The 18,662-nt window shown below is 66.9% G+C and carries 21 protein-coding genes; 6 read left to right on the top strand and 15 right to left on the bottom strand.

Annotated features, from left to right (window positions below; all coding sequences use genetic code 11):
• The first annotated feature begins 499 nt into the window (after positions 1–499).
• The gene (locus ACTOQ3_RS07640) at positions 500–760 is read left to right on the top strand and encodes a hypothetical protein (protein WP_440082700.1); all 261 of its coding nucleotides are present in this window, start codon (positions 500–502) and stop codon (positions 758–760) included.
• Between the two features lie 773 nt (positions 761–1,533).
• On the top strand, positions 1,534–1,893 hold the full coding sequence (locus ACTOQ3_RS07635) for a hypothetical protein (RefSeq protein ID WP_440082699.1): 360 nt from the start codon (positions 1,534–1,536) through the stop codon (positions 1,891–1,893).
• Positions 1,894–3,255: 1,362 nt separating this feature from the next.
• Here the strand turns inward: ACTOQ3_RS07635 and ACTOQ3_RS07630 are convergent.
• From ACTOQ3_RS07630 to ACTOQ3_RS07610, 5 genes are all read right to left on the bottom strand, one after another.
• Positions 3,256–3,792: a hypothetical protein gene (locus ACTOQ3_RS07630; RefSeq protein WP_440082698.1), complete on the bottom strand. Its 537-nt coding sequence runs from the start codon at positions 3,790–3,792 to the stop codon at positions 3,256–3,258.
• A gap of 66 nt (positions 3,793–3,858) precedes the next feature.
• Positions 3,859–4,131, bottom strand: coding sequence for a hypothetical protein (locus tag ACTOQ3_RS07625; RefSeq protein WP_440082697.1), 273 nt, complete (start codon positions 4,129–4,131; stop codon positions 3,859–3,861).
• A gap of 55 nt (positions 4,132–4,186) precedes the next feature.
• Positions 4,187–4,639: a signal peptidase I gene (locus tag ACTOQ3_RS07620; protein WP_440082696.1), complete on the bottom strand. Its 453-nt coding sequence runs from the start codon at positions 4,637–4,639 to the stop codon at positions 4,187–4,189.
• An 11-nt stretch (positions 4,640–4,650) separates the two neighbouring features.
• The gene (locus ACTOQ3_RS07615; protein WP_440082695.1) at positions 4,651–5,064 is read right to left on the bottom strand and encodes an excisionase family DNA-binding protein; all 414 of its coding nucleotides are present in this window, start codon (positions 5,062–5,064) and stop codon (positions 4,651–4,653) included.
• The gene (locus ACTOQ3_RS07610; RefSeq protein ID WP_440082694.1) at positions 5,061–5,891 is read right to left on the bottom strand and encodes a replication initiator; all 831 of its coding nucleotides are present in this window, start codon (positions 5,889–5,891) and stop codon (positions 5,061–5,063) included. Before ACTOQ3_RS07610 ends, ACTOQ3_RS07615 begins: the two co-directional genes overlap by 4 nt.
• A gap of 149 nt (positions 5,892–6,040) precedes the next feature.
• On the opposite strand from ACTOQ3_RS07610, the gene ACTOQ3_RS07605 reads away from it, so the two are divergent.
• Complete coding sequence (locus tag ACTOQ3_RS07605) at positions 6,041–6,442, top strand: VOC family protein (RefSeq protein WP_440082693.1); 402 nt, start codon at positions 6,041–6,043, stop codon at positions 6,440–6,442.
• A gap of 1,029 nt (positions 6,443–7,471) precedes the next feature.
• On the opposite strand, the gene ACTOQ3_RS07600 is transcribed toward ACTOQ3_RS07605, so the two are convergent.
• The 7 genes from ACTOQ3_RS07600 to ACTOQ3_RS07570 all read right to left on the bottom strand — a co-directional run bounded on the left by ACTOQ3_RS07600 (position 7,472) and on the right by ACTOQ3_RS07570 (position 12,517).
• Positions 7,472–7,924, bottom strand: a complete 453-nt coding sequence (locus ACTOQ3_RS07600) for an anthrone oxygenase family protein (RefSeq protein WP_440082692.1) — start codon at positions 7,922–7,924, stop codon at positions 7,472–7,474.
• A gap of 428 nt (positions 7,925–8,352) precedes the next feature.
• On the bottom strand, positions 8,353–9,003 hold the full coding sequence (locus tag ACTOQ3_RS07595) for a uridine kinase family protein (protein ID WP_440082691.1): 651 nt from the start codon (positions 9,001–9,003) through the stop codon (positions 8,353–8,355).
• A 339-nt stretch (positions 9,004–9,342) separates the two neighbouring features.
• Positions 9,343–9,729, bottom strand: a complete 387-nt coding sequence (locus ACTOQ3_RS07590; RefSeq protein WP_440082690.1) for a hypothetical protein — start codon at positions 9,727–9,729, stop codon at positions 9,343–9,345.
• Positions 9,726–9,884 carry a hypothetical protein gene (locus ACTOQ3_RS07585; protein ID WP_440082689.1) on the bottom strand — a complete coding sequence of 53 codons (159 nt, stop codon included), beginning with the start codon at positions 9,882–9,884 and terminating at the stop codon, positions 9,726–9,728. Before ACTOQ3_RS07585 ends, ACTOQ3_RS07590 begins: the two co-directional genes overlap by 4 nt.
• A gap of 308 nt (positions 9,885–10,192) precedes the next feature.
• On the bottom strand, positions 10,193–10,663 hold the full coding sequence (locus tag ACTOQ3_RS07580; RefSeq protein WP_440082688.1) for a GNAT family N-acetyltransferase: 471 nt from the start codon (positions 10,661–10,663) through the stop codon (positions 10,193–10,195).
• Between the two features lie 520 nt (positions 10,664–11,183).
• Positions 11,184–11,933 carry an HAD family hydrolase gene (locus ACTOQ3_RS07575; protein WP_440082687.1) on the bottom strand — a complete coding sequence of 250 codons (750 nt, stop codon included), beginning with the start codon at positions 11,931–11,933 and terminating at the stop codon, positions 11,184–11,186.
• Between the two features lie 164 nt (positions 11,934–12,097).
• Positions 12,098–12,517 (bottom strand): NmrA family NAD(P)-binding protein, encoded by a 420-nt coding sequence (locus ACTOQ3_RS07570; RefSeq protein ID WP_440082686.1) that lies wholly within the window; start codon positions 12,515–12,517, stop codon positions 12,098–12,100.
• A 104-nt stretch (positions 12,518–12,621) separates the two neighbouring features.
• Here ACTOQ3_RS07570 and ACTOQ3_RS07565 point away from each other — a divergent pair, with 104 nt between their 5' ends.
• From ACTOQ3_RS07565 to ACTOQ3_RS07555, 3 genes are all read left to right on the top strand, one after another.
• Positions 12,622–13,191 carry a TetR/AcrR family transcriptional regulator gene (locus tag ACTOQ3_RS07565; RefSeq protein ID WP_440082685.1) on the top strand — a complete coding sequence of 190 codons (570 nt, stop codon included), beginning with the start codon at positions 12,622–12,624 and terminating at the stop codon, positions 13,189–13,191.
• A gap of 251 nt (positions 13,192–13,442) precedes the next feature.
• Positions 13,443–14,156 carry an NADPH-dependent F420 reductase gene (locus ACTOQ3_RS07560; protein ID WP_440082684.1) on the top strand — a complete coding sequence of 238 codons (714 nt, stop codon included), beginning with the start codon at positions 13,443–13,445 and terminating at the stop codon, positions 14,154–14,156.
• Positions 14,157–14,296: 140 nt separating this feature from the next.
• Positions 14,297–14,584, top strand: coding sequence for a hypothetical protein (locus ACTOQ3_RS07555; RefSeq protein ID WP_440082683.1), 288 nt, complete (start codon positions 14,297–14,299; stop codon positions 14,582–14,584).
• 245 nt (positions 14,585–14,829) lie between these two features.
• Here ACTOQ3_RS07555 and ACTOQ3_RS07550 read toward each other — a convergent pair whose 3' ends face one another.
• The 3 genes from ACTOQ3_RS07550 to ACTOQ3_RS07540 are packed head-to-tail and all read right to left on the bottom strand — an operon-like array spanning position 14,830 to position 18,337.
• Positions 14,830–16,899, bottom strand: a complete 2,070-nt coding sequence (locus ACTOQ3_RS07550; RefSeq protein ID WP_440082682.1) for a CotH kinase family protein — start codon at positions 16,897–16,899, stop codon at positions 14,830–14,832.
• Positions 16,890–17,735, bottom strand: coding sequence for a polyphosphate polymerase domain-containing protein (locus ACTOQ3_RS07545; RefSeq protein ID WP_440082681.1), 846 nt, complete (start codon positions 17,733–17,735; stop codon positions 16,890–16,892). Before ACTOQ3_RS07545 ends, ACTOQ3_RS07550 begins: the two co-directional genes overlap by 10 nt.
• Complete coding sequence (locus ACTOQ3_RS07540; protein WP_440082680.1) at positions 17,732–18,337, bottom strand: DUF4956 domain-containing protein; 606 nt, start codon at positions 18,335–18,337, stop codon at positions 17,732–17,734. The genes ACTOQ3_RS07545 and ACTOQ3_RS07540 overlap by 4 nt, the downstream gene beginning before the upstream one ends.
• Positions 18,338–18,662 lie beyond the last annotated feature (325 nt).

The following is an 18,662-nucleotide window of genomic DNA, read 5'->3' as shown; positions in this document are numbered from 1 at the left end:
GGGCCGGATCTTCCCGTCTGCCTCGTCCCAGGCAAGCCCAACATCTCGACTCCTCCGGATCAAGGCCGTCTGTGATCGTTGGCGTCCCATGGCCGAGGAACGTCTACCGATTGACGTACACGCGAAGACGGCCTTGATCCTCCGTCCCCGAGCTGTTGCCCCTCCGGGGTGGGACGAGGCAGACGGGAAGATCCGGCAGGCGGGGTGTGTGCGTCCGCACGAGGCTCTCAAGCCGTGCCCGTTGCGTGCCCGTCAGGAGGGTCAGCAAGGGGGAATCACGGGGACTCACGGATAAGGCTAAAACGCCTCTTACCTGGGCCGCAGCAGGTCACGGGGACGCACGCCGCAATCTTCCAAACTGGGGTTCCTAGTCCCCGATGAACCAAAGTTGACGATGGTGTATGCGCCCCGGCCCGTGCCTGCTTCCCCTGCGGGCGGGTCGACGGCAGACGGGATGAGCAGGCGGGCGGAGTGTGCGGCATGAGGCCGCGTTCTCCCTATGCTGCGTCACAGCAACGCGATCATAGGAAGGCTCGACGTGTCCGAGCGGATCACCTACACCATGCACCACTTCTCCCAGACCAACCCGAAGGGACCAGGACAAGGAGACGTGCCCGTGCTCCTCCGCAGAGTGGCCGACAGCATCGAGGACCTGGGCGACATCGAAGTCCACGATGTGATCATGCACAACGAAATCGCTGAGGATGGCGACTGGCCGAGCCTCACCGTGTACTTCGACTACCGGACCGACGGCGTCTGACCTGGGCTTCGGCTCTGATCGTCGTGCCATTAGCGTGCCATTAGACAGGGTGACGAGGGGTCAGCCACGGTCACTCATGACCGGCCCAACGCCCAGCTCAGCCACCCCACGAGGCGGGATCGATGCACTTCCCAAGCTGACAGCGCGGGTTCGATTCCCGTCACCCGCTCCAAGAGCGAAGGCCCAGGTCAGGGATGGATTCCCAACTCGGACCTTACTCGCCTTCAGAGCTGTTCGATCTTCCCGGGCCACTACGGCCTGTTTGAAATTCGGATCTTCAGGCGTGCTGCAGGCTTCGCATCTATACGATGACGCCATTTAGGTTGAGCCCGGCCAGGTGGCCGTCCGAGGTCGTCGAAGCTGAAGACCGGCCCCGCCACTCCTTGATGTGGCTGATGCGGCGCTCGGTGTACAGGACTTCGTCGTGATGGACGAGGCGGCCGGCGCGGGCGGTCAGCCTGTTGTGATGGGCCAGGCCGCCTGTGATCAGACTGAGAGACTCATCAGCATCTCTCAGTCTGATCACAGGCGACGCCGTGGATCCTACGGCCATGACACATACAGCAGTTCCTCCGCCACCCCGCTGGGCGCGTATCGCCGGAACAGTAGGTTGGGCGGCTCCCATCTTCGGATTCGTGCCGTTACACATCCCTTGGATACTCGGAATCCCGTTCCTGGCCCATGAAGCGAGCTTCGACGCCTGGTATCACGGCCGCAGTCACGGCACGGAAAGCTACCCAGAGGACGGAATCCTGGGTATCCCTGCGGGTGCCATGTACCTCGGGGTGCTGGCGCTGCTCGCCGTCCTCGGTGGAATCCTGTCGCTCGGTCTGATCAGCGGCTGGGGGCTGGTCTATCCCCGGTGGATCCCCGTGCTGGGCGGACACCGGGTCCCCCCATGGTTTCCACTCACCCCGACCATTCTGGGCTCCGTCCTGCTGGTGGGCTACTCGCTCACCCTGCCCGTGCAGATCCCTCGTGCCATCGCCGAGGCGAGTCCGGACGATCCGTTCACCCTGACCGGCGCGTTCATCGGCCTGCCCATCTTCCTCGCGTGGATGATCGCGTTACCGGTCGCCGGTTGGTCGTACTACCGGCGCACCCGGCGGGTTACTCCGACCGCCGCCGGCTGACCACCCGGCTTCTGAGGAGAAGAGGAGGCCGACCTTCATCTACGCGGAGCCATCTTGAGGGTCCGAAGCCTTCAACCCATCTGAAGATCCGAAGTCCGTACAGGCCCCAGGACGCGCCGCCGCTGGCCGCTGAATAGATGCCGCCCCGTTGAAGGGGAAGAGGTCCTGTTTCCGTATCAAGAGGTCTACCTTGTTCGCATGGTTGCCCGCGTCGACGAAGGCTGCCGAGCTGTCCTGTCTGACCTTTCCCCGCCAGCCGCACTCGCACGTTGCCGCATACATATTCGGGGCAAGTTCCTCTACTCGACCGTGGTGCCGCCGACCCCGTTTCTGTCTAAGCACACAATAGGCGCCTATGACCAGGACCGCCACAGCGCCCAAGGCGACGATCGCAGTCAACAAGCCCGCCAATTCCGCTTGCCCGGCGTTTCCCAGAGGAATAGGGTCATGCCTCCGACTGAATCCACCTATTGCAGCGGTAGTTCCAAGCGCAACCGCGACCAAGAGGGCGAGCCCACCGAACGCCATTCGACGTATCTTCCGAACCAAGGTCAACCCTACGAGAACAGCGACCACGCTCGTACCGATTGCGCCGCCTACCACGACTCGCGACCAAAGCCACGGTTGATCAAACACCTGCCCCAACAGGATCAGGGGAGCAACACTGAACATCAGGGCAATTAACAGGAACGCAAGCCATCCATGCCGATCGAAGAAGTCATCTAAGCGATCTTCAACCTTCCCCATGCCAAGAGAACGGCCGACGCTAAACGCTGGTTCCCTGTTGCCGCCATTTGGAGCCTGGGCTGATTCTCAGGCGCAGCCCACCTGGCGCCCTTGCTTGGCACCATGCGAGATATGCATGGATGACGCTGTTGACGGGAGGTAGTAGACGATGAACTCTGAGTGACGGTCGCACTCAGAAGCCAGCAACCCGTCCTCCTCGCTGATCGAGTATCCCGGTTGAGGCCCCGAGTCAAGGATGCCTACGGCGTCACTACGCGATCAACTTCGTTAACCCTTGACACGGCGACCTCACCCTGGGGATCGGCAGCTACGAGGAGGATGGGGAGAACCAGGAAACGGCTGGGCTACCGCAACAGCCCCACACAACCGCTCACGATCACGACCGCCCGGTGCCATCCCAGAGCAGGATGCGAGCTTCTGATCACGCGGCGGATGGTCCTGATAAGGAAGCGGTCGCTTCGTCACATCGAGCCCGTTGCGTGCCCGTCAGCAGGGAAATCAAGGAGGACTCACAGGGGGTCACGGACACTCATCCCACTCCCCCACAGGTCAGCGTTCTGCCTGGTCAGCGGCCATGGCGCGCAGAGACTTCCCAAGCTGACAATGCAGATCGCTCTATTCCACGCCAGCTTGCCTGGATCGTTCAGAGTTCAGCCAGTACTGAAAAGATGAACTCGTGGATTTGAGCACGGTGGGATCACGTGGCGGCTCAGGCCAGATCTGCAGGAAGTAGTGATCACCTATTTCGATCGCGTCCTCTTCGTCCATACCTCTGACGTGGTAGCGCAAACGATACGCTCCGGGACCGGCGGGCAACGGAGGAAGAGAATGTTCCCGCCCTTCCCACTCCTCCAGAGAAACACGGCCTGATGGGGACTCATAGCTGATCTCGACGATGTCTTCGTAGCCATCGAGGTCGGCACCCGGATCCTGATCGGCGACAGTCACCGTGAACTCCACCGTTCCCCACTGAGGACCCACAAGCAGGGAGGCCCTGCCTTTTTCGACTTGGATGATCCCCACAGGGTGGCCCGGCACGCCATCAAACTGGCCGTACGCGTCACACCCCTCATCCACGAGATAGACCTGGCTGTAATCCACCTCCACATCCATCTGTTTGATCTGCACGACAGGAGTCTCATCTCTGGTCATGGGCGGGAAGCGTAGACTTCGCCACCGACAAGATCGCCTATCAGCGGCAGCACAACCAGGCTGCCGTCAAGCGATAGACAACGAGCGAGCTTCCCGTGCCAGATGCGTGCCCGATGCCGGTGGATCTTCTTTCTTGAGAACGGCTTCGGCAAGCTTTCCCGTGCCGTCGGCGATCATCTGATCCCGCCCGTTCTCGGTGTGCAGATAGATCAGCGCGGCCCACGTGGTCAAGCGGCAGCGCGCCGCGTCGCCGTACTCGGCCTTCTGCCGTCCGCTGTCTGGGCGTGCGGCGTGGACGCCGGTCCCGAACGGCGGCGGGAATCGGCCCGCGCGCCGCACTCGACCATCGTCCGCCGCAGTGGGGCCGCACCGCCGCCTACTCGGCGGGCTCCGACTACCGGCTCTCACCGCTTCGCGGCGCCTTCGGGTACTTCATATGAGCGCCGGCCCCTCCGCTGCCGCCTGACGGGTCTTCGAGTCCCTGGTCAGGAACCGCATAACCCGGGACCGACGGCCAGCGGACCGTGAGCACCACCGATTCCTCCTCGGCATACCAGGAATGATCGACGCCGTGACCCCACACGACGTAGTCACCTTGTCTGGACAACAGCACGCTACGTCCCGGCAGCTCCACCCGAAAACGGCCGCTGATCAACATGAGCAGCGCCGTGCGCTTCTCACCGGTGACCCATCGCGCACGCTCATCGCCACGCGGATGCACGCCCCACTTGATCTCAACGCCGTCACTGTGCCGGACATCATCAGCCGGCTTGAAGTGCCCGAGCAGCCAACCACGGTCACAGGCCGCATCCACGTCCGCGCTACCCACATATACGTTCTCCAGCACGAGCCGCGACGCTAGCACGACACCCTTCCGATCTCGCCTGTCCAGTCAGAAGATGCCTCCGGCGGGGGTACTCGGCTCCTGGATGATCTAAGTTGCACCACGAAGGCTGTAGATGGTTGGGGTGGAAGCCGACTCTTTCCCTCTGCCGCGTCCCAGGCAAGCCCAACATCTCGACTCCTCCGGATCAAGGCCGTCTGTGACTGCTGCCACCAAACCTCTCCCGGTTCGGTCTCCACGCGAGGGAAAGGGCAGATGCGGACGTTGCGTCCGACGTGGATGAAGGCGATCCGTCGTTCCTCGATCAGGCGACGGGGGAAGCGGACCGAGGTGTTCAGCCGTTCGGCGGCCTCTTCGACGGTGAGCAACCGGCCTTGTGCGAGTTCCGGGAGAGGCGAGGTGGGTTCTTGCCTGGTCTTCCTGGTCATGCCGCCACTTCCAGTCCCGGAGTTGCCGAAAGATCTGGAACAGGGAGGCCGTCCGCTCTGGCCTGGAGTTCGATCAGGCGTGCGCGGGTGCGCCGGCGGTTGGCGACCTCGCGCAGCAGGCGTTTGGCCGGCGGGGTGCGGTTGGGATCTTTGGAGGAGACCGGTCGCCAGAGGTAGCGGTGCGGGTCGGTCACGGTGTCGTCGGGAAGGCCGAGCATGTCGAGCACCCAGGCCCGCCGATCCTGCTTGTGCTCTCGGAGGGTCTTGTTGGACCACTTACGGGAGACCAGGATGCGACGGCCCGCGTAGCCGAGGTGTTCGGCCTTGTGCGCCTTGCCCTTGCACCGGCCCGGCAGCATGCCTGCCTTGGCACCCTTGGGCTGCACGCCATACCTCAGCCAGTTCGGGCACGTCGGCGAACACGGTTCGTAGCGCAGCGCCTCGACCATGCGGGTCGCGTGGTCACGGCGGGCGTGGTTGTCCGGGTCCTCAGGGTCGAGGGGGTCGCCGAGGCTCTTGGTCAGGTACTTCGACAGGTAGCCGATGCACTGGTCAGCGTCGGGTGATCCGGCGAGCACGCCCTGAACATCGACTTGAGTACCGAAGCGGACCACGTGCAGCGGTTCGGCCGCCTCGTCGGCGCCGAGCTGGTCGAGCGCCTCGTCCCAGGTGGGCAGCAGTTCCCCGGTGGCCGGGTCAAGGCGACGGCGCTCCGCGCCGCCGCACGGCCCGCCGCCCGCTCCGCCCGGCCGGGCGTGCGGCGTGGGCGCCGGTCCCGGCCGACGGCGGGAACGCGGGCCGCCCGCCGCACGCAGCGCCCGCCGCACCAAGCCTCACCCACCGACCAAGGACGCGCCGTCGCCGGCCCCGCCACTGCGTCCACACAGAGGACAGCTCGGGCAAGGCTCCTGTAGCCGCCCGGTACCCGCCATCGTGGCTAAGGCCTGTATCAAAGATCTTGTGAAAAGATCGCGGAATGCTGCGATTCACCGATTTCATCATCGACTGCCCGGACACGATGAAGCTGGCGGCCTTCTACTCCGAGGTGACGGGCCGCCCTGTCAAGGAAGGCAGCCACGAGAACTGGGCTGGCATCAAGTTCGGCGAGGTCGAGCTGGCCTTCATCCGGGTGGACGACTACCGCGCTCCGCAATGGCCCGACAGCGAGCACCCCAAGCAGTTCCACCTCGACTTCGAAGTGGACGAGATCGAGTCCGAGCAGCGCCGCGTCCTCGACCTCGGCGCGACGCTGCAGCAGGACTTCATCGGCCCCGACGGCTACGGCTGGCGGGTCTACACCGACCCGATCGGCCACCCCTTCTGCCTGTGTCGCAACAAGGGCGTCATCTGGACCGACCAGGGCCTGATCTGGCCCTAGCCATGGGTCAGCCACCACACCCATACGGGTCGTGATCGCGCTGTGGCTGATCACCGAGCCGGTTGACGGCGATCGAAGGTCCGGGCTTCCTTCGTCAGCCCGGCCCGCCGTCTCGGAGGGCGCGGATGGTGCACAGGCCGAGGGTGCCGAGGGCCACTGGGCACGAGACCGAGAGGCCGAATCTCAGGTGCATCCGTACTGGTTGACCTCATGATCGTCGTGTCAGATGCAGCGGGCGATCATGGTGAATCACGGGGAACAGCGGGGAGTCACACTGCCCCTAGTAGGACCTATGATTCCGCAGGTCAGCGCACGAAGATCAGTGGCCGCTTCCCAAGCTGACAGCGCGGGTTCGATTCTCGTCACCTGCTCCATGCTTCAAGGCCCGGGTCGGGCATGGATTCCCGACCCGGGCTTCAGCCATTCTCAGAGCTGTTCGAGTTTCTCGAGCCACTGCCCCGCCCCGCGGTCGATGTGGCAGCAGGACAGCCAGAAGTGGTCAAGGGTCGGGATGATCCTCCTCCCCCTCATCGGCGCATGCGGTTGATCGCAGTACGTGATTGGACGCTCTATCCAGGCGACCAGCAGGGGTTCTGCCATGTCTTGACATGTCAGGATTCCTCGAACGTCTGGCCTTGTGGGGGCCTGATGTCCAGGTCGGTGTGCCCGACGACTCCAGCGCGGTGGGATGGAGCGCTCGCACCCTTCGCGACGTGAACCCGTTCTACTGGGGATCGCGGTTCACCGAAGACGGGACCTGGCCGGCGCCTGAAGTCCACTTCTCCTGACCCGCGCAGTACGACCCTCAGGAGCAGGAGCCTGACCGATGCCCCTGGCCGGACAATGATCGTCGTGCCGTCGGCCCCGGTGACGAGGGATCGACCACGGTCACTCACGCCCGGCCCGACAACCAGATGAGCGCCCCCACAAGGCATGGTCCATGCAATTCCCAAGCTGACGGCGCGGGTTCTGATGTACTCCGGCTTTCGTGGAGTCGCTTCGGTTGACTACATGCTTCCACCGCCACCTTCAGGCGTTCGCTGCAGAATCTGCTACGCAGGAAGCCTGACGCAGTGCCCACATCGCGACGATGAGCGCCAGCAAACGCGCCAGGTTGCCACGGTGCCAGGTCTGAACCAGACCGCGAACTTCCGTCACGCTCAGCGGCTCACTGCTTCGCAGGAGTCGAAGGTTGACGGTCCGCACCAGATAGGCCGTCAGCGCCGTCGCTGATGCCATGCTCACCGCAGCCGCGATGATGACACGTCTGTCACCACCGGACCGCCAACTGTCGATCAGACTGGCCGCAGTGCCTGCCAAGGTCAGCGGTGCCACCGGAAGGTAATAGCGCAGCGGACTTCCGGCTCCCAGAAGCTTCGGCACTCGATGCGATCGAGCATCCGCCAGTAGTTGAGGCATGTCCACCATCGCTTCATAGACGTTGCCAAAGAACCAGTGCATCTGGCCGAGCCGAGCGGCCACAGTCCATACGGTTCGCGATCGCATGGCCTGCCTAGGTGGGCGGTTCCGCATGCCGGCAGCATCCCATACGGAGATCCAACGCCGTGTCCGTTACGTGCCGATGAGACGGATGGCTTCATTACCTCTTCGACAGATCGACTAGCTTCACGCAACGGCTGGAACTGGACACTGAGCCGCATCTCCAATGCCTCCGCAAGCCTCTCCTGCATCGGAATCGTCGGCATCGTCCCACCTGCCTCGAACCGCGCCATCGCGGGCTGCTTCAACCCTGTACGCTCGGCCGGTGCGGCCTGAGTCGAGCTGATCGCCGGGCCATTGGCCGGAGTGACAATCCGAGATGGTCAACACGGGGCGTTCCCCAGAACGTTCCATCCCGGCGTTCTTGATCTCGAACCGCTCATCCGCGTTCCGCGGGTGGGTCGGCCGACCTAAGGGTCGGTCGGCGGGGCGACGACCAACTCGGTGTCCGGGTCGTGGTCGATCCGCGGAGGGCCGGCGACGATCATGGTGGCTCGGGCCCACGGCCGTTCTCGCACCATGAACGGCAGTTCTTCCAGCAGCCAGTTCGCCACGTGCTCCAGTTGCCCGGGGGAGTCACCGTCGCGGACGACCAGCAAGCACTCCTGCTCATCGAGGTCACCCTGCATCCACACCGAGGCGTCCAACCACGGGGCGAGCTCTTCGCGGATGACGCCGGTGCCCTCGACCCAGATGACGTCGGCACCGGCGGGGACGGTGATCGATCCGGGCCGGTCGTGGGTGATCCAGGCACCAGGGCGGAAGTCCACCGCCTCACCCCGGTGCAGGGGCTTCAGGATGTTCTCGACGAGCACGTCGCCCCAGTCGAAGTAGGCGTGGTTCCAGGCGATGTCGTCGGTGTGCACGGTGGCGGAGGTGGGCACCGCCTTGCGCAGCCGCTCGGCCAGGGTCGTCTTGCCGGCGCCGCCCCGGCCGTCAATCGCGATCACCCGCGGACGTCCGGTGACGTCGGGTGACGCGTCGCACAGCTGCCGGACGGCGTCGAGCACGGTCACCACCCGCCAGCCAACGGCCTCGGTCTCACCTGGATGTAGACGCATCGACAACCTGTCTTCGAGGAGGACGGGAGAACCAGGGAATGGTGCGGTACCGCAGCGAGTACTGCACCATTCCCTCACAACGGCTCACGATCACACCTATCCAGCACCGTTCGGGGGCAGGCCGTGAGCCCTTGACCGTGGCCGGGGTGGTCGGACAAGAAAGAGGCCCCGACCTTGATCGCGTGCCGGAACAGGCGAGGGACCACGGTCACTCACGAGGAATCACGGAGACTCGACCTGCCCCCGCCTGCCCTCCCGTTTTCCCGGCCCAGGGCAGCAGGGTCAGTGGACGATTCCCAGGCTGACAGCGCGGGTTCGATTCCCGCACCCGCTCCGCTCTCACTCCGAGCTCTCCGGAGGCGTTGAGCTCTCTCCATCCTCGTCAAGAGGGTCGAGCAGACCGCAGGCTCCTTCGATGTCTCCTGAGGAGATCAGGTCATGGATCGCAGCCGCCATACCTTCGAACCCGACGTCCCTGATGACGATCAAATCTGAGCACCAGAAGTACCGGCCGCCGAGGCGCTCACCGGTGCGCGCGTTCTTGTCCATGATCTGCTGGACTACATCCAGGGTCATGAAGGTCGCATACCGGCGGGAGCCATCGCGGAAGGTGATCGTCGCATCTGCCTGGTCGGCGGTGTCCGGCTCGTATCCTTCCCATGCTGGAATGGTCATTTCGAACTCGGGATTCGTGATGCAGTAGAAGGTCCCGTCGAAAGTGATCATTCTGTTGCCTTTCCCGTAACCGGCCGCGCTGTCTCGGCCAGGATGGCAGCAGTGACGTAGAAATCGTCCGGAGCGATCTGCGTCACCGCATCGAGGCGGATTTCCAGATTTGGGTCTTGATTGTTTCCAGGGCCTTGCCGATCTTCTGTGCCCATTGCGTACCCCGTCCCCCCACCACCTTCCGCATGGCCTCTTTCGCGATCTTGCTCGCGCTGTCCGCGACGGTCCGGTCACGTCCGTTTTTCGTGTACGGGTAGATGCGCGGTACGCACGAAGATCCAGGGATCGCGCGGGGGCTCGTGGGCGATCACCGTAACCGGCTGTTCTCGAAAGCTCGCCACGAGGATGCGCGTAGCAGTCGATCTCAACACCTCTCCACGCCCCCGCGCGCTGACCTCTCAAGCGAACCGATCCGGCCCCCGTGACGGCCCTCATGACGGCCCCCGTGACGACAACCGCTCCGTCACCGGCTCCTCGCGCCCCGGGCGACGTCCACGATCAGCCGGGGAAGCAGCCGGCCCGCCACCGACCCCGAAGGCACCTCGCCGACCCGTACTGCCCCCATCGCCAGATAGAACGGCTCGGCGTGCGGGTCGGAATCGATGCCCAGCCGCGCGAACCCCGCCCGGGCCGCGGCCTCCGTCACGTGTGCGAACAACCGCCGTCCGACCCCCTGGCCGATCGCCTCCGGCTCGACGAACAACATGCCCAGCTCACCCGTCGGCGGCTCGCCCTCCAGCGTGGCCATCCCCAGTATCCGGCCGTCCCGCTCGGCCACCACCGTGCGCCGCGCCTCCATCCGCGCCGCCGCGACCGTCAGCTCCTCCCGGCACGCCGCCATGAACACCTCGTCGTACCCCCAGTGCGCCTTGGACCGCAACACCAGCGCGGCCAGCGCCGCGCCCTCGTCCGCCCGCGCCGCCCTGATCAGCATGAACACCCTCCCCGGCATCCCCGCATGCCCGCCACGTGCCCTTGGCCGCCGATCACCCGACCGTCACCGGCACCCCGAGACGACGTGGTGCCCGAGCCTTCCGACGACGCTAACGGTCCGCCGGGATGCGGTAGACGGACACGTGGGAAAGGGACTCGGCGGTGAACTCGGCTCCGGTCCAGTCCGCGTGCCTGGTCTCCGGCTCGAACCCGGCCAGCTGAGCCATGAGGCCGTCCGCCCGCCACCATGCAGGAGAAGCACGTCCATACCGTGCCCGCCATGGTCTTTCGCCACGATCGACACATCGCCGATCGCGAGTTTCCCGATCGCGTCCACGGTGCCCGCCGCCTTTCGCCCGTACTCCTGTCCTCCGCCCTTCGTAACAGCCTGGCGCGGCGGTCTCCACGGCTTTTCCCGCTGGACGGCGTCATCTTCGCCTCCTGCCGAGGACGGCACACCATGGCGCGCGTGCCGGATGCGCGCCGGCCCCGGCCACGAACGGGGACCTGTACGTCGATCGTCACGCTCCCGCACCGGCCGGCGGCGGCAGGTCCTGTCCCATCAGTGCGATCGCAAGTTCATCCAGGGACCGGATCACTGTGATCCCGTCCAGGGGCGTGGCTCCGGTGGCCGCCCTGTCGAGCCAGTACGAGCGAAGGCCCGCATCACGAGCGCCGAGAGCGTCGATCTCGTATTTGTCGCCGACGTACGCGACCTGGTGCGCCGGCATTCCAAGGACCGCGCATCCTGCCAGGAAGATGCCGGCGTTCGGCTTGGGCGCGCCGTGCTCGTCGGAGCAGACGATCGCGTCACCGAAGTGGTCGAGCAGGCCGATCACGCGTAGTTTGCGCTGCTGGTACGCCAGCGACGAGTTGGAGACGACACCGAGCCGGAATCGCGGCGCGAGTTTTCTGAGCACAGGGTCGGCGTCAGGGAAAGCGGCCCACGCGGCGTTCTGGAACTCCCCGTATCTCGCGAACCAGACGCCCGCCTCGTGGTCAGAGATGCCGCCTGCGGGAAGGCCCCCGACATGTGCCAGGAACCGCCGGGTCCGTGAGAGTCGCTGCCCGGTGAATGTCAGCTCACCGGCGAGGAATCGCGCGTACTCCTCTTCCATGATCTTCCGCCAGATCGCCACCGCGTCGGCCGGCGACGGGAAGAACTCCAGCAGCCCCTCGGCCGCCAGGTGCTTGAGCACGCCGACCTCTTCCGAGGTCGAGTAGTCGAAAAGCGTGTCGTCGACGTCGAACAGCACCCCGCGGATCGTCATCCGTCCACCATGCCAGGACCGGGGAGAAGCCGCGGTCGGCGCTGTTGCCGTGGGTGTTCCCGCTCGGCATGGAGGCAGGCGTGCTCGTCACGGGAAACCACTACGTGCTCGACGCCGAGGCCAACGGGATGGTGACGGGCCGCCTGACGGGCCAGGCGGCCGTGTCAGCTCGTGAGCACCCATCGGCCGCGGTGTGCGCCGTCGCGGAAGGCGTGGTACGCGTACCCGGCCTTGTCCAGGGGCACCGTGCCGGCGAGGTGCCGGACGCCTGCGGCGATCGCGGCATCGACGACGTTCAGGCCGCGCCGCAGCTCGTTCTCGGCGTAGCCGGGCGCGATGAAGGCGGGCTGGACGCTGAACACGCCGTGCGCGCCGCGGACGGCGGCGTCGACGCTGTCCCGGTCGTCCATGTCCCCGGTGACCAGCTCGACGCCGGCGCGGGCGAGCCGTGTCGCCGCCGCGCCGCGCGGGTCCCGGACCAGTGCCCGTACGTGCCAGCCGTCGGCGAGCAGGTGCCGGGTGGTGGCGCCGCCCTGCTGCCCGGTCGCTCCCGTGACGAGGATCGTCCGATCTGTCGTGGTCATGTGTGCTCCATGGGTACGCTGATCAGCAGGGCGGAGCACCGCTCCGCAACTGCCCGCCGCACAATACGGAGCACTGCTCCGCAGGTCAAACCGAGGAGACACACGTGGCCGGCACATCCCGGGCAGAGGTAGGGCGTAACCGCGAACGTCTGCTGGCCGCGGCCCGCGACGCGTTCGCCGCCGATGGGACCGACGCCTCCCTGCGCGACGTCGCCCGACGGGCGGAGGTCGGGATCGGCACGCTCTACCGGCACTTCCCCACTCGCGAGGCCCTCCTCGAGGCCATCCTCGACAGCAACTTCGACACGCTGCGCGAGCGCGCCGAGCAGCTGCTCGACTCGCCCGCGCACGCGCCGCACGACGCGCTGCTGACATGGCTGAACGAGCTGGCCGCCGGCACGCGCACCTACCAGGGGCTACCCCAATCGATCATGGCGGCGCTGGCCGACGAGAGCTCCGAAATGCACCTGTCCTGCGCCGCCATGCAGTCCTCCGGCGCGCGGCTGCTGGAACGCGCGCAGGAGGCCGGGCAGGTACGCGCCGACGTCACGGTCCACGAGGTGATCTCGCTCGCCATCGGCCTGGCCTGGGCGGCGCAACAACCCGGCGGATCGTCCGACCTGGTCGAACGCCTGCTCTCCACGGCGATGTACGGGCTGGCGCCGCACGGGTAGCGACGGCGGCCCCCGACCGGCCATCTCGATCGACGACGGCGATCACCGGGCCGGTGTCCGCGAGCGTGGCGGTCACACCGGCCGATCGAGCCGCCCCACCGGGTGGTGAAGCTCCTCACGCGCCTGCCCGGCGCCCATGACCACGAGTCCATGCAAGCCCTTCCGCTCGCGGCAGCGGCACCACACCCACGGGCTCCGGCACGGCCGGGACCGCCGCCCGTCGTCCGCGGTCCGTGGGGAAGCGGCGGGGAATGCCGGGTGCGGCGCGGCAGTTGGGGGTCGCCATGACAACTGTTGGATTCATCGGCAGCGGGAACATCGGTGGCACGGTCGCCCGGCTCGCCGTCGCGGCGGGCTACGACGTGGTGCTGAGCAACTCACGCGGCCCCCGGACGCTGAAGGAACTGGTCGACGAGCTCGGGCCGAGGGCCGCCGCCGCGACCTCCGCCGAGGCCGCCGCGGCCGGCGACCTGGTGGTCGTCAGCGTCCCGCTGCGGGCCTACCTCGACGTTCCGGTGGAGCCGCTCGCCGGCAAGACCGTCCTCGACACCAACAACTACTACTCCGAGCGGGACGGGGCCTTCCCGGAGCTCGACGCCGGATCCGTCACGTCCAGCGAACTGCTGCAGCGGCACCTGACGATGTCCAAAGTCGTCAAGGTCTTCAACAACATCTACTTCCGGCACCTGCGGGCGCTGGCCCGGCCCTCCGGCGCGGCGGACCGCAACGCCCTGGCGATCGCGGGCGACGACGCCGGCGCGAGGGGAGAGGCGACCGTGTTCCTCGACCGGATCGGCTATGACACCGTCGACGCGGGAGCACTCGCGGACGGGTGGCGTTTCCAGCCGGGAACCCCCGCGTACGGCTCCATCTACGCAGGGGAGATCGAGAACTTCTGGGAGTCGCCGGGAGTACCCGTCGAGGCCGCGGCGCTCCGCGCCAAGCTCGCCGCCGCTCAGCGCTGACACCCGGGCTGACGGCGTGGTCGCGTGCCGTCAGGCCGGCGCCGCGATCTCCATCGACCGCTTACAAGCGTGAGAGGACCAGCGCCCCGCCAGAGGGAACCGGCCGGGATGTACGGTGCGATGAAGGAGGATGACGCCATATGGCAGATGAGCAGATCACGACAATCGGCAGATGCTACGTATGCAAGCGCACCTTCGGTTTCGTCCCCGCGAGCGTGACGACCGTCACGATCGACCCTGAGAGCGGTCTTCCTCCCGGAATGACGGTGTTGGGCACCCTCCGCGAACCGACACCGGAGGCGACGGCCAGATCGGTCGAGGAACCCCTCTGCCCCGGCTGCCTGGACAGGGCGCAGCAGTTCCTGGAACTCACCCGTTCGCCCGCTCCCCCCTTCGAGAAGTGGCACAACAACCCTGATCCCGGCTGATTCCCGGGCGTGGTCGAAGGCGTCTCGGGGAACGGCCGGAGATGATCGAGCTCCGAGCACGGCGAGGTCGAGTACGGGCTCACCCGGGCCGGGTGGGAGCGGCGTCGGCCGGAATGTTCGATTCCCTCCACCCGCTCCAACGCCGGGGTTCAGGCCGGGAAACGATCCCCGACCTGGGCCTCGAGGTTTCTCGGACTCTTCGTCCCTGCGGGTCCTCGGCGTTCAGCCGGTCGTGACCGCTGCGGTCACGGGCCGGCGCAGGTCGCCACCGGGGTGGCGGAGGACCCTCCGGCGGTGAAGCCGAAGGTCGTGCTCGCGCCGGCCGCGATCGAGCCGTTCCACGACTCGTTGCGCACCGTCACGTTCGAACCGGAGCCCGAGCGCACACCTCCCCACAGCTGGGTGACGGTCTGCGAACCGGGCCAGGCCCAGTTCACGGTCCAGCCGCTGATCGGCGCGTTGCCCGCGCGCACCGTGACCTCACCCTGGAAACCACCGGACCAGGAGGTGACCACCCGGAACGTCGCCGAGCAGGCGCCGCCCGGCGTGGGAGTCGGGGTCGGCGTGGGGGTCGGAGTGGGGGTGGGAGTGGGGGTCGGGGTGGTGGTCGTACCGCCCCACCCCGCCGTCGAGTCCAGCCAGGCCGTACGGCGCAGCATCCAGTCCCGCATGTACTGCACCTGGCCCTGCCACGTGGGCGCGGTCGGGGTGTTGAAGAAGCCGATGACCGGCGTCGAGAGGTTCGGCCAGCGTTGGAAGTTGCGCTGCGCGGCGTTGGGCAGCGGCCTGGCGAGAGCGTCGATCCTGCTCTGCAGGGCGGTGTCGGAGAGCGGGCCGCGGCGTAGCGTCTGCCAGCGCGACCTGACCTGGTCGACGAAGGCCGGATCCCGCAGGAGCTGGGTGAACCAGTCGTTGGCCAGTGGCTGCCGGGTCTGCTGGTACTGCCAGCCCGCGATCTGGTCGTTCTGGAAGAATCCGCCCACACCGAACGTGAGGTCGAAGTCCCACAACGGACCGGCGAAGATCTTGGTGTCCCGGTCCTTGTAGAAGTGGGAACTGCGGACGTACGCGTCCATGCTCCGGCTCAACTCGTTGACGATCAGGTGGTCGATGAAGGAGTCGACGTCGATGTACGCCCGGTAGCCGGTGGCCGGGTCGGCGAAGTTCGGTGCCCGCAGCACGTTGTGGAATTCCTGGACGTGGTCGCGCAGCCAGTCCCGCTGCTGGGGCTGCAACGGGGACGGGTCGGCCACTTCGAGGTAGTTCCAGCAGGTGGCCGCCGGCCCGCTGCACGGCAACGTCGGCTCCTCGGCGGCCATCCACTCGAACTTCCAGATGTATCCGCCTGTGATCTTCGGCAGGGTCGTGTCGTCCTCGTCCAGCTGCTTGAGGTCGAGACGGTCCTTGGAGTTCTTGATCGTCTCGACGATCATGTAGACGCCCATGTAGTCGCCGGCGCCCACCGGACCGGCGTCGGTGTTGAGGTAGAGCTCCGCGAACGCGTACCGCGGGGCCCGCAGGCCCATCTCCCTGCCGAGGTCGTAGACGAAGGCCTCCCGGATCAGCGACTTGTCGGTGAACGGCCCGCGCAGCACCCAGTCGGAGTCGGCGGGCATGCCGAGCACCGGGTGGTCGGCGTCGTCGTTGTCGTTGTCCCAGAACTCGACGCGGTAGGGCGTCTTCTCGAACGTGGCCGACGACTGCCCCCGCAGCCGGAATCCGGCGCGGGTGGCGACCGCCGGAGCCGCGGCCAGCGACGTCGTCCCGCCGCCGCCCGGCTGGAAGATCATGGTGGTGGCGTCGAAGTACTCCCGGGCGGGCTTGCCCGCACCGTAGGAGTCGATCATGATCACCGGCAGGTCGTGCGCCGTGGCGGTGTCGCGGGCGGCGTACATCGCCGTTCCCGGCGCCCCGGACGCCGCCTGGCCGACGAAGGCCTGGGCCCGCAGCTGGGTGGTGCGGGTGAACCGCAGGGGTGAGCCCTGGTAGAGCGCCGACTGCGCGGTGGGCAGCCGCCCGTCGGTGGTGTAGCGGATCTGGGCTCCGCTGATCGCGGTGCTCAGCGACACCGTCACCTGTCCCTGGAAAGTGCCGCTCGGCACGGAGAAGGCGATGTCGCCGACCAGGTCGGCCGCCGCGGCACCGGCGTTGGCCTTGGCGGCCACGGTGCCGGTGGCCGCGGTGCTCGCGATGTGACCGCCCGGCCGGGTGCCGGAACCCGATTCGGCGGTGGCCGACGGCGGGTACGGGACGAGCAGTCCGGCGAGGAGCACCGCGGTGGCCGCGGCGCGGGTGCCGCGGAGGGTCAGACGCACGATGTCTCCTGTTCGGATCGGGGGGCGGCGGGCAGGTGGAAGATGGCCGGCACCGGGTCCACCGACGGCGCGGTGCCCCGGAAGTGGCGGCGCAGCGTCCGCCGCCACGGCACGTCGGGCAGGTCCAGGCGGAGAGCGGCCAGACCGGTGGCGTACTTGGAGATGCGGGCGGGCCTCATCCCCGCCTGCCACAGCATGCGGTCGACCGGCGTGGCGGCCAGCGTGGACTTGGTCTCGACCACGGCGAGGCCGGACAGCCTCAGCGTGGAGCCGGCGTCCCGCCAGACGAGCCCGGTGTCGATGGTGACCCGGCTCGCGGTGTCCGGCAGCAGCAGGGTGGCGCGGTGGTACTCGGTGACCAGGATCGGGTCGAGGGGATTCCCGGCGGCGGGAACGATCAGCTCGCGGGCGAGCGCCTCGTCGACGAAGTCGCGCCCCAGGTGCACGGTGCCGCAGTCCTGCGAGTGGTACGGCAGCCGGTGTTTGGTGACGCTCCCCCGCGCTCCGCTGATCTTGACCTCCAGCCAGCACTGGTCGGAGTCGAGGTAGGTGCGGGTGCGCACCTTGAAACGCCGGCGCCTGCGGTACGCCGCGCAGTGGTAGCTGGCCAGCCGCGGGGTGTCGAAGTACACCGACCTGTAGCGGAACGTACGCTCGCCGGCGATGTCCAGTGCCTGGGCGTACGGCGTGAGCCGCCCCAGCAGGCCGGGCAGCGTCTCCGCCGGGACGAGATACTTGCGGTCCACCCTGGTCTGCAGCGCGGCGCGGTCGATCAGTTCGGCGAGCCCGACGGGGGCCAGCCCCGCCAGGGCCGGCAGGAGGGGTGCCGTGGTCATCGGTACGCTCCGGAATGCGCGGGGGCGACGGATTCGGCGGTCAGGCCGCGTCCGGTCAGCGCGTACCGGACGTCGACCACGGTGGTCTCGTTGACCATGTCGAGCCGCTGGACGGTGACGGCGTGCACCCGGGCGGCGAGCAGTTGTTCCAGGTGCGCGACGAGCACGACGTGGTCGGTGATGGCCGAGTCGAGCACCAGGATCTGATGCCGGTAGTTCCGGAACAGCCGCCTGTGGTCGCCGAGGTACATCACCACGAGGATGAGCACCATCAGGCCGCCGCTGAGCCATATCGAGGTGGTGCTCAGCGCGCCGAGGATGCCCATGGCGAGGGCGGAGAAGTAGTACGCGACCTCGTGCTGGTCGAGTTCCGTCGAGCGCAGGCGAATGATGGACAGCACGCCGAACAACGCCATCCCCAGCCCGAGCCCGGCACCGGCGTCGCTGGCGCTCAGCGCGCTCGCCACCGCGAGGACGCCGACGTTGACCCCCAGGTAGGCGACGACCAGATCGCGGCGGCGATGTCGCGGGAAGTAGAGCCCGAAGACGAGCAACATCACCGTGCAGATGTCGATCGCGAACAGGATGAGCTGTGACCTCACGTTCGTTCCTCCTGAACCGGTGCCGGGGTTGGCCGAGCACCGCCCGCTTCTTCGCAGGATCCGCAGGGCGGTCGCCGAAACTTTCAAGATTTCATATAAACTTTCGGGAACCCGGCCGGAACGATAAGTGCACAACAGGTGTCGAGTCAATGAACTCCCCCGGCCCACAGCACAGCCACCACCGCGCCGTTTCTTGTCGCCCTCACGTCGCCGCGCGCCAAAGAACGAGTTTCTCCCTGTTCAGAGCCGATTACCGATCGGCACTACCGCTATCAGGTGAGAACAAAGGGTGACGCGGACCGTGGCGCGCCCACGTCACCCCGAC

The sequence above is a fragment of the Streptosporangium sp. LJ11 genome, assembly GCF_051918945.1.
GTDB lineage: Bacteria > Actinomycetota > Actinomycetes > Streptosporangiales > Streptosporangiaceae > Streptosporangium.
This window is presented reverse-complemented; position numbering and strand designations above follow the sequence as displayed.

Excerpts from the sequence above, each read along its gene's own strand:
- ACTOQ3_RS07640 (WP_440082700.1), top strand. The coding sequence starts at position 500 with ATGCTGCGTCACAGCAACGCGATCATAGGAAGGCTCGACGTGTCCGAG.
- ACTOQ3_RS07635 (WP_440082699.1), top strand. The coding sequence starts at position 1,534 with ATGTACCTCGGGGTGCTGGCGCTGCTCGCCGTCCTCGGTGGAATCCTG.
- ACTOQ3_RS07630 (WP_440082698.1), bottom strand. The coding sequence starts at position 3,792 with ATGACCAGAGATGAGACTCCTGTCGTGCAGATCAAACAGATGGATGTG.
- ACTOQ3_RS07615 (WP_440082695.1), bottom strand. The coding sequence starts at position 5,064 with ATGACCAGGAAGACCAGGCAAGAACCCACCTCGCCTCTCCCGGAACTC.
- ACTOQ3_RS07605 (WP_440082693.1), top strand. The coding sequence starts at position 6,041 with ATGCTGCGATTCACCGATTTCATCATCGACTGCCCGGACACGATGAAG.
- ACTOQ3_RS07595 (WP_440082691.1), bottom strand. The coding sequence starts at position 9,003 with ATGCGTCTACATCCAGGTGAGACCGAGGCCGTTGGCTGGCGGGTGGTG.
- ACTOQ3_RS07590 (WP_440082690.1), bottom strand. The coding sequence starts at position 9,729 with ATGATCACTTTCGACGGGACCTTCTACTGCATCACGAATCCCGAGTTC.
- ACTOQ3_RS07585 (WP_440082689.1), bottom strand. The coding sequence starts at position 9,884 with ATGGGCACAGAAGATCGGCAAGGCCCTGGAAACAATCAAGACCCAAAT.
- ACTOQ3_RS07580 (WP_440082688.1), bottom strand. The coding sequence starts at position 10,663 with ATGCTGATCAGGGCGGCGCGGGCGGACGAGGGCGCGGCGCTGGCCGCG.
- ACTOQ3_RS07575 (WP_440082687.1), bottom strand. The coding sequence starts at position 11,933 with ATGACGATCCGCGGGGTGCTGTTCGACGTCGACGACACGCTTTTCGAC.
- ACTOQ3_RS07570 (WP_440082686.1), bottom strand. The coding sequence starts at position 12,517 with ATGACCACGACAGATCGGACGATCCTCGTCACGGGAGCGACCGGGCAG.
- ACTOQ3_RS07560 (WP_440082684.1), top strand. The coding sequence starts at position 13,443 with ATGCCGGGTGCGGCGCGGCAGTTGGGGGTCGCCATGACAACTGTTGGA.
- ACTOQ3_RS07555 (WP_440082683.1), top strand. The coding sequence starts at position 14,297 with ATGGCAGATGAGCAGATCACGACAATCGGCAGATGCTACGTATGCAAG.
- ACTOQ3_RS07545 (WP_440082681.1), bottom strand. The coding sequence starts at position 17,735 with ATGACCACGGCACCCCTCCTGCCGGCCCTGGCGGGGCTGGCCCCCGTC.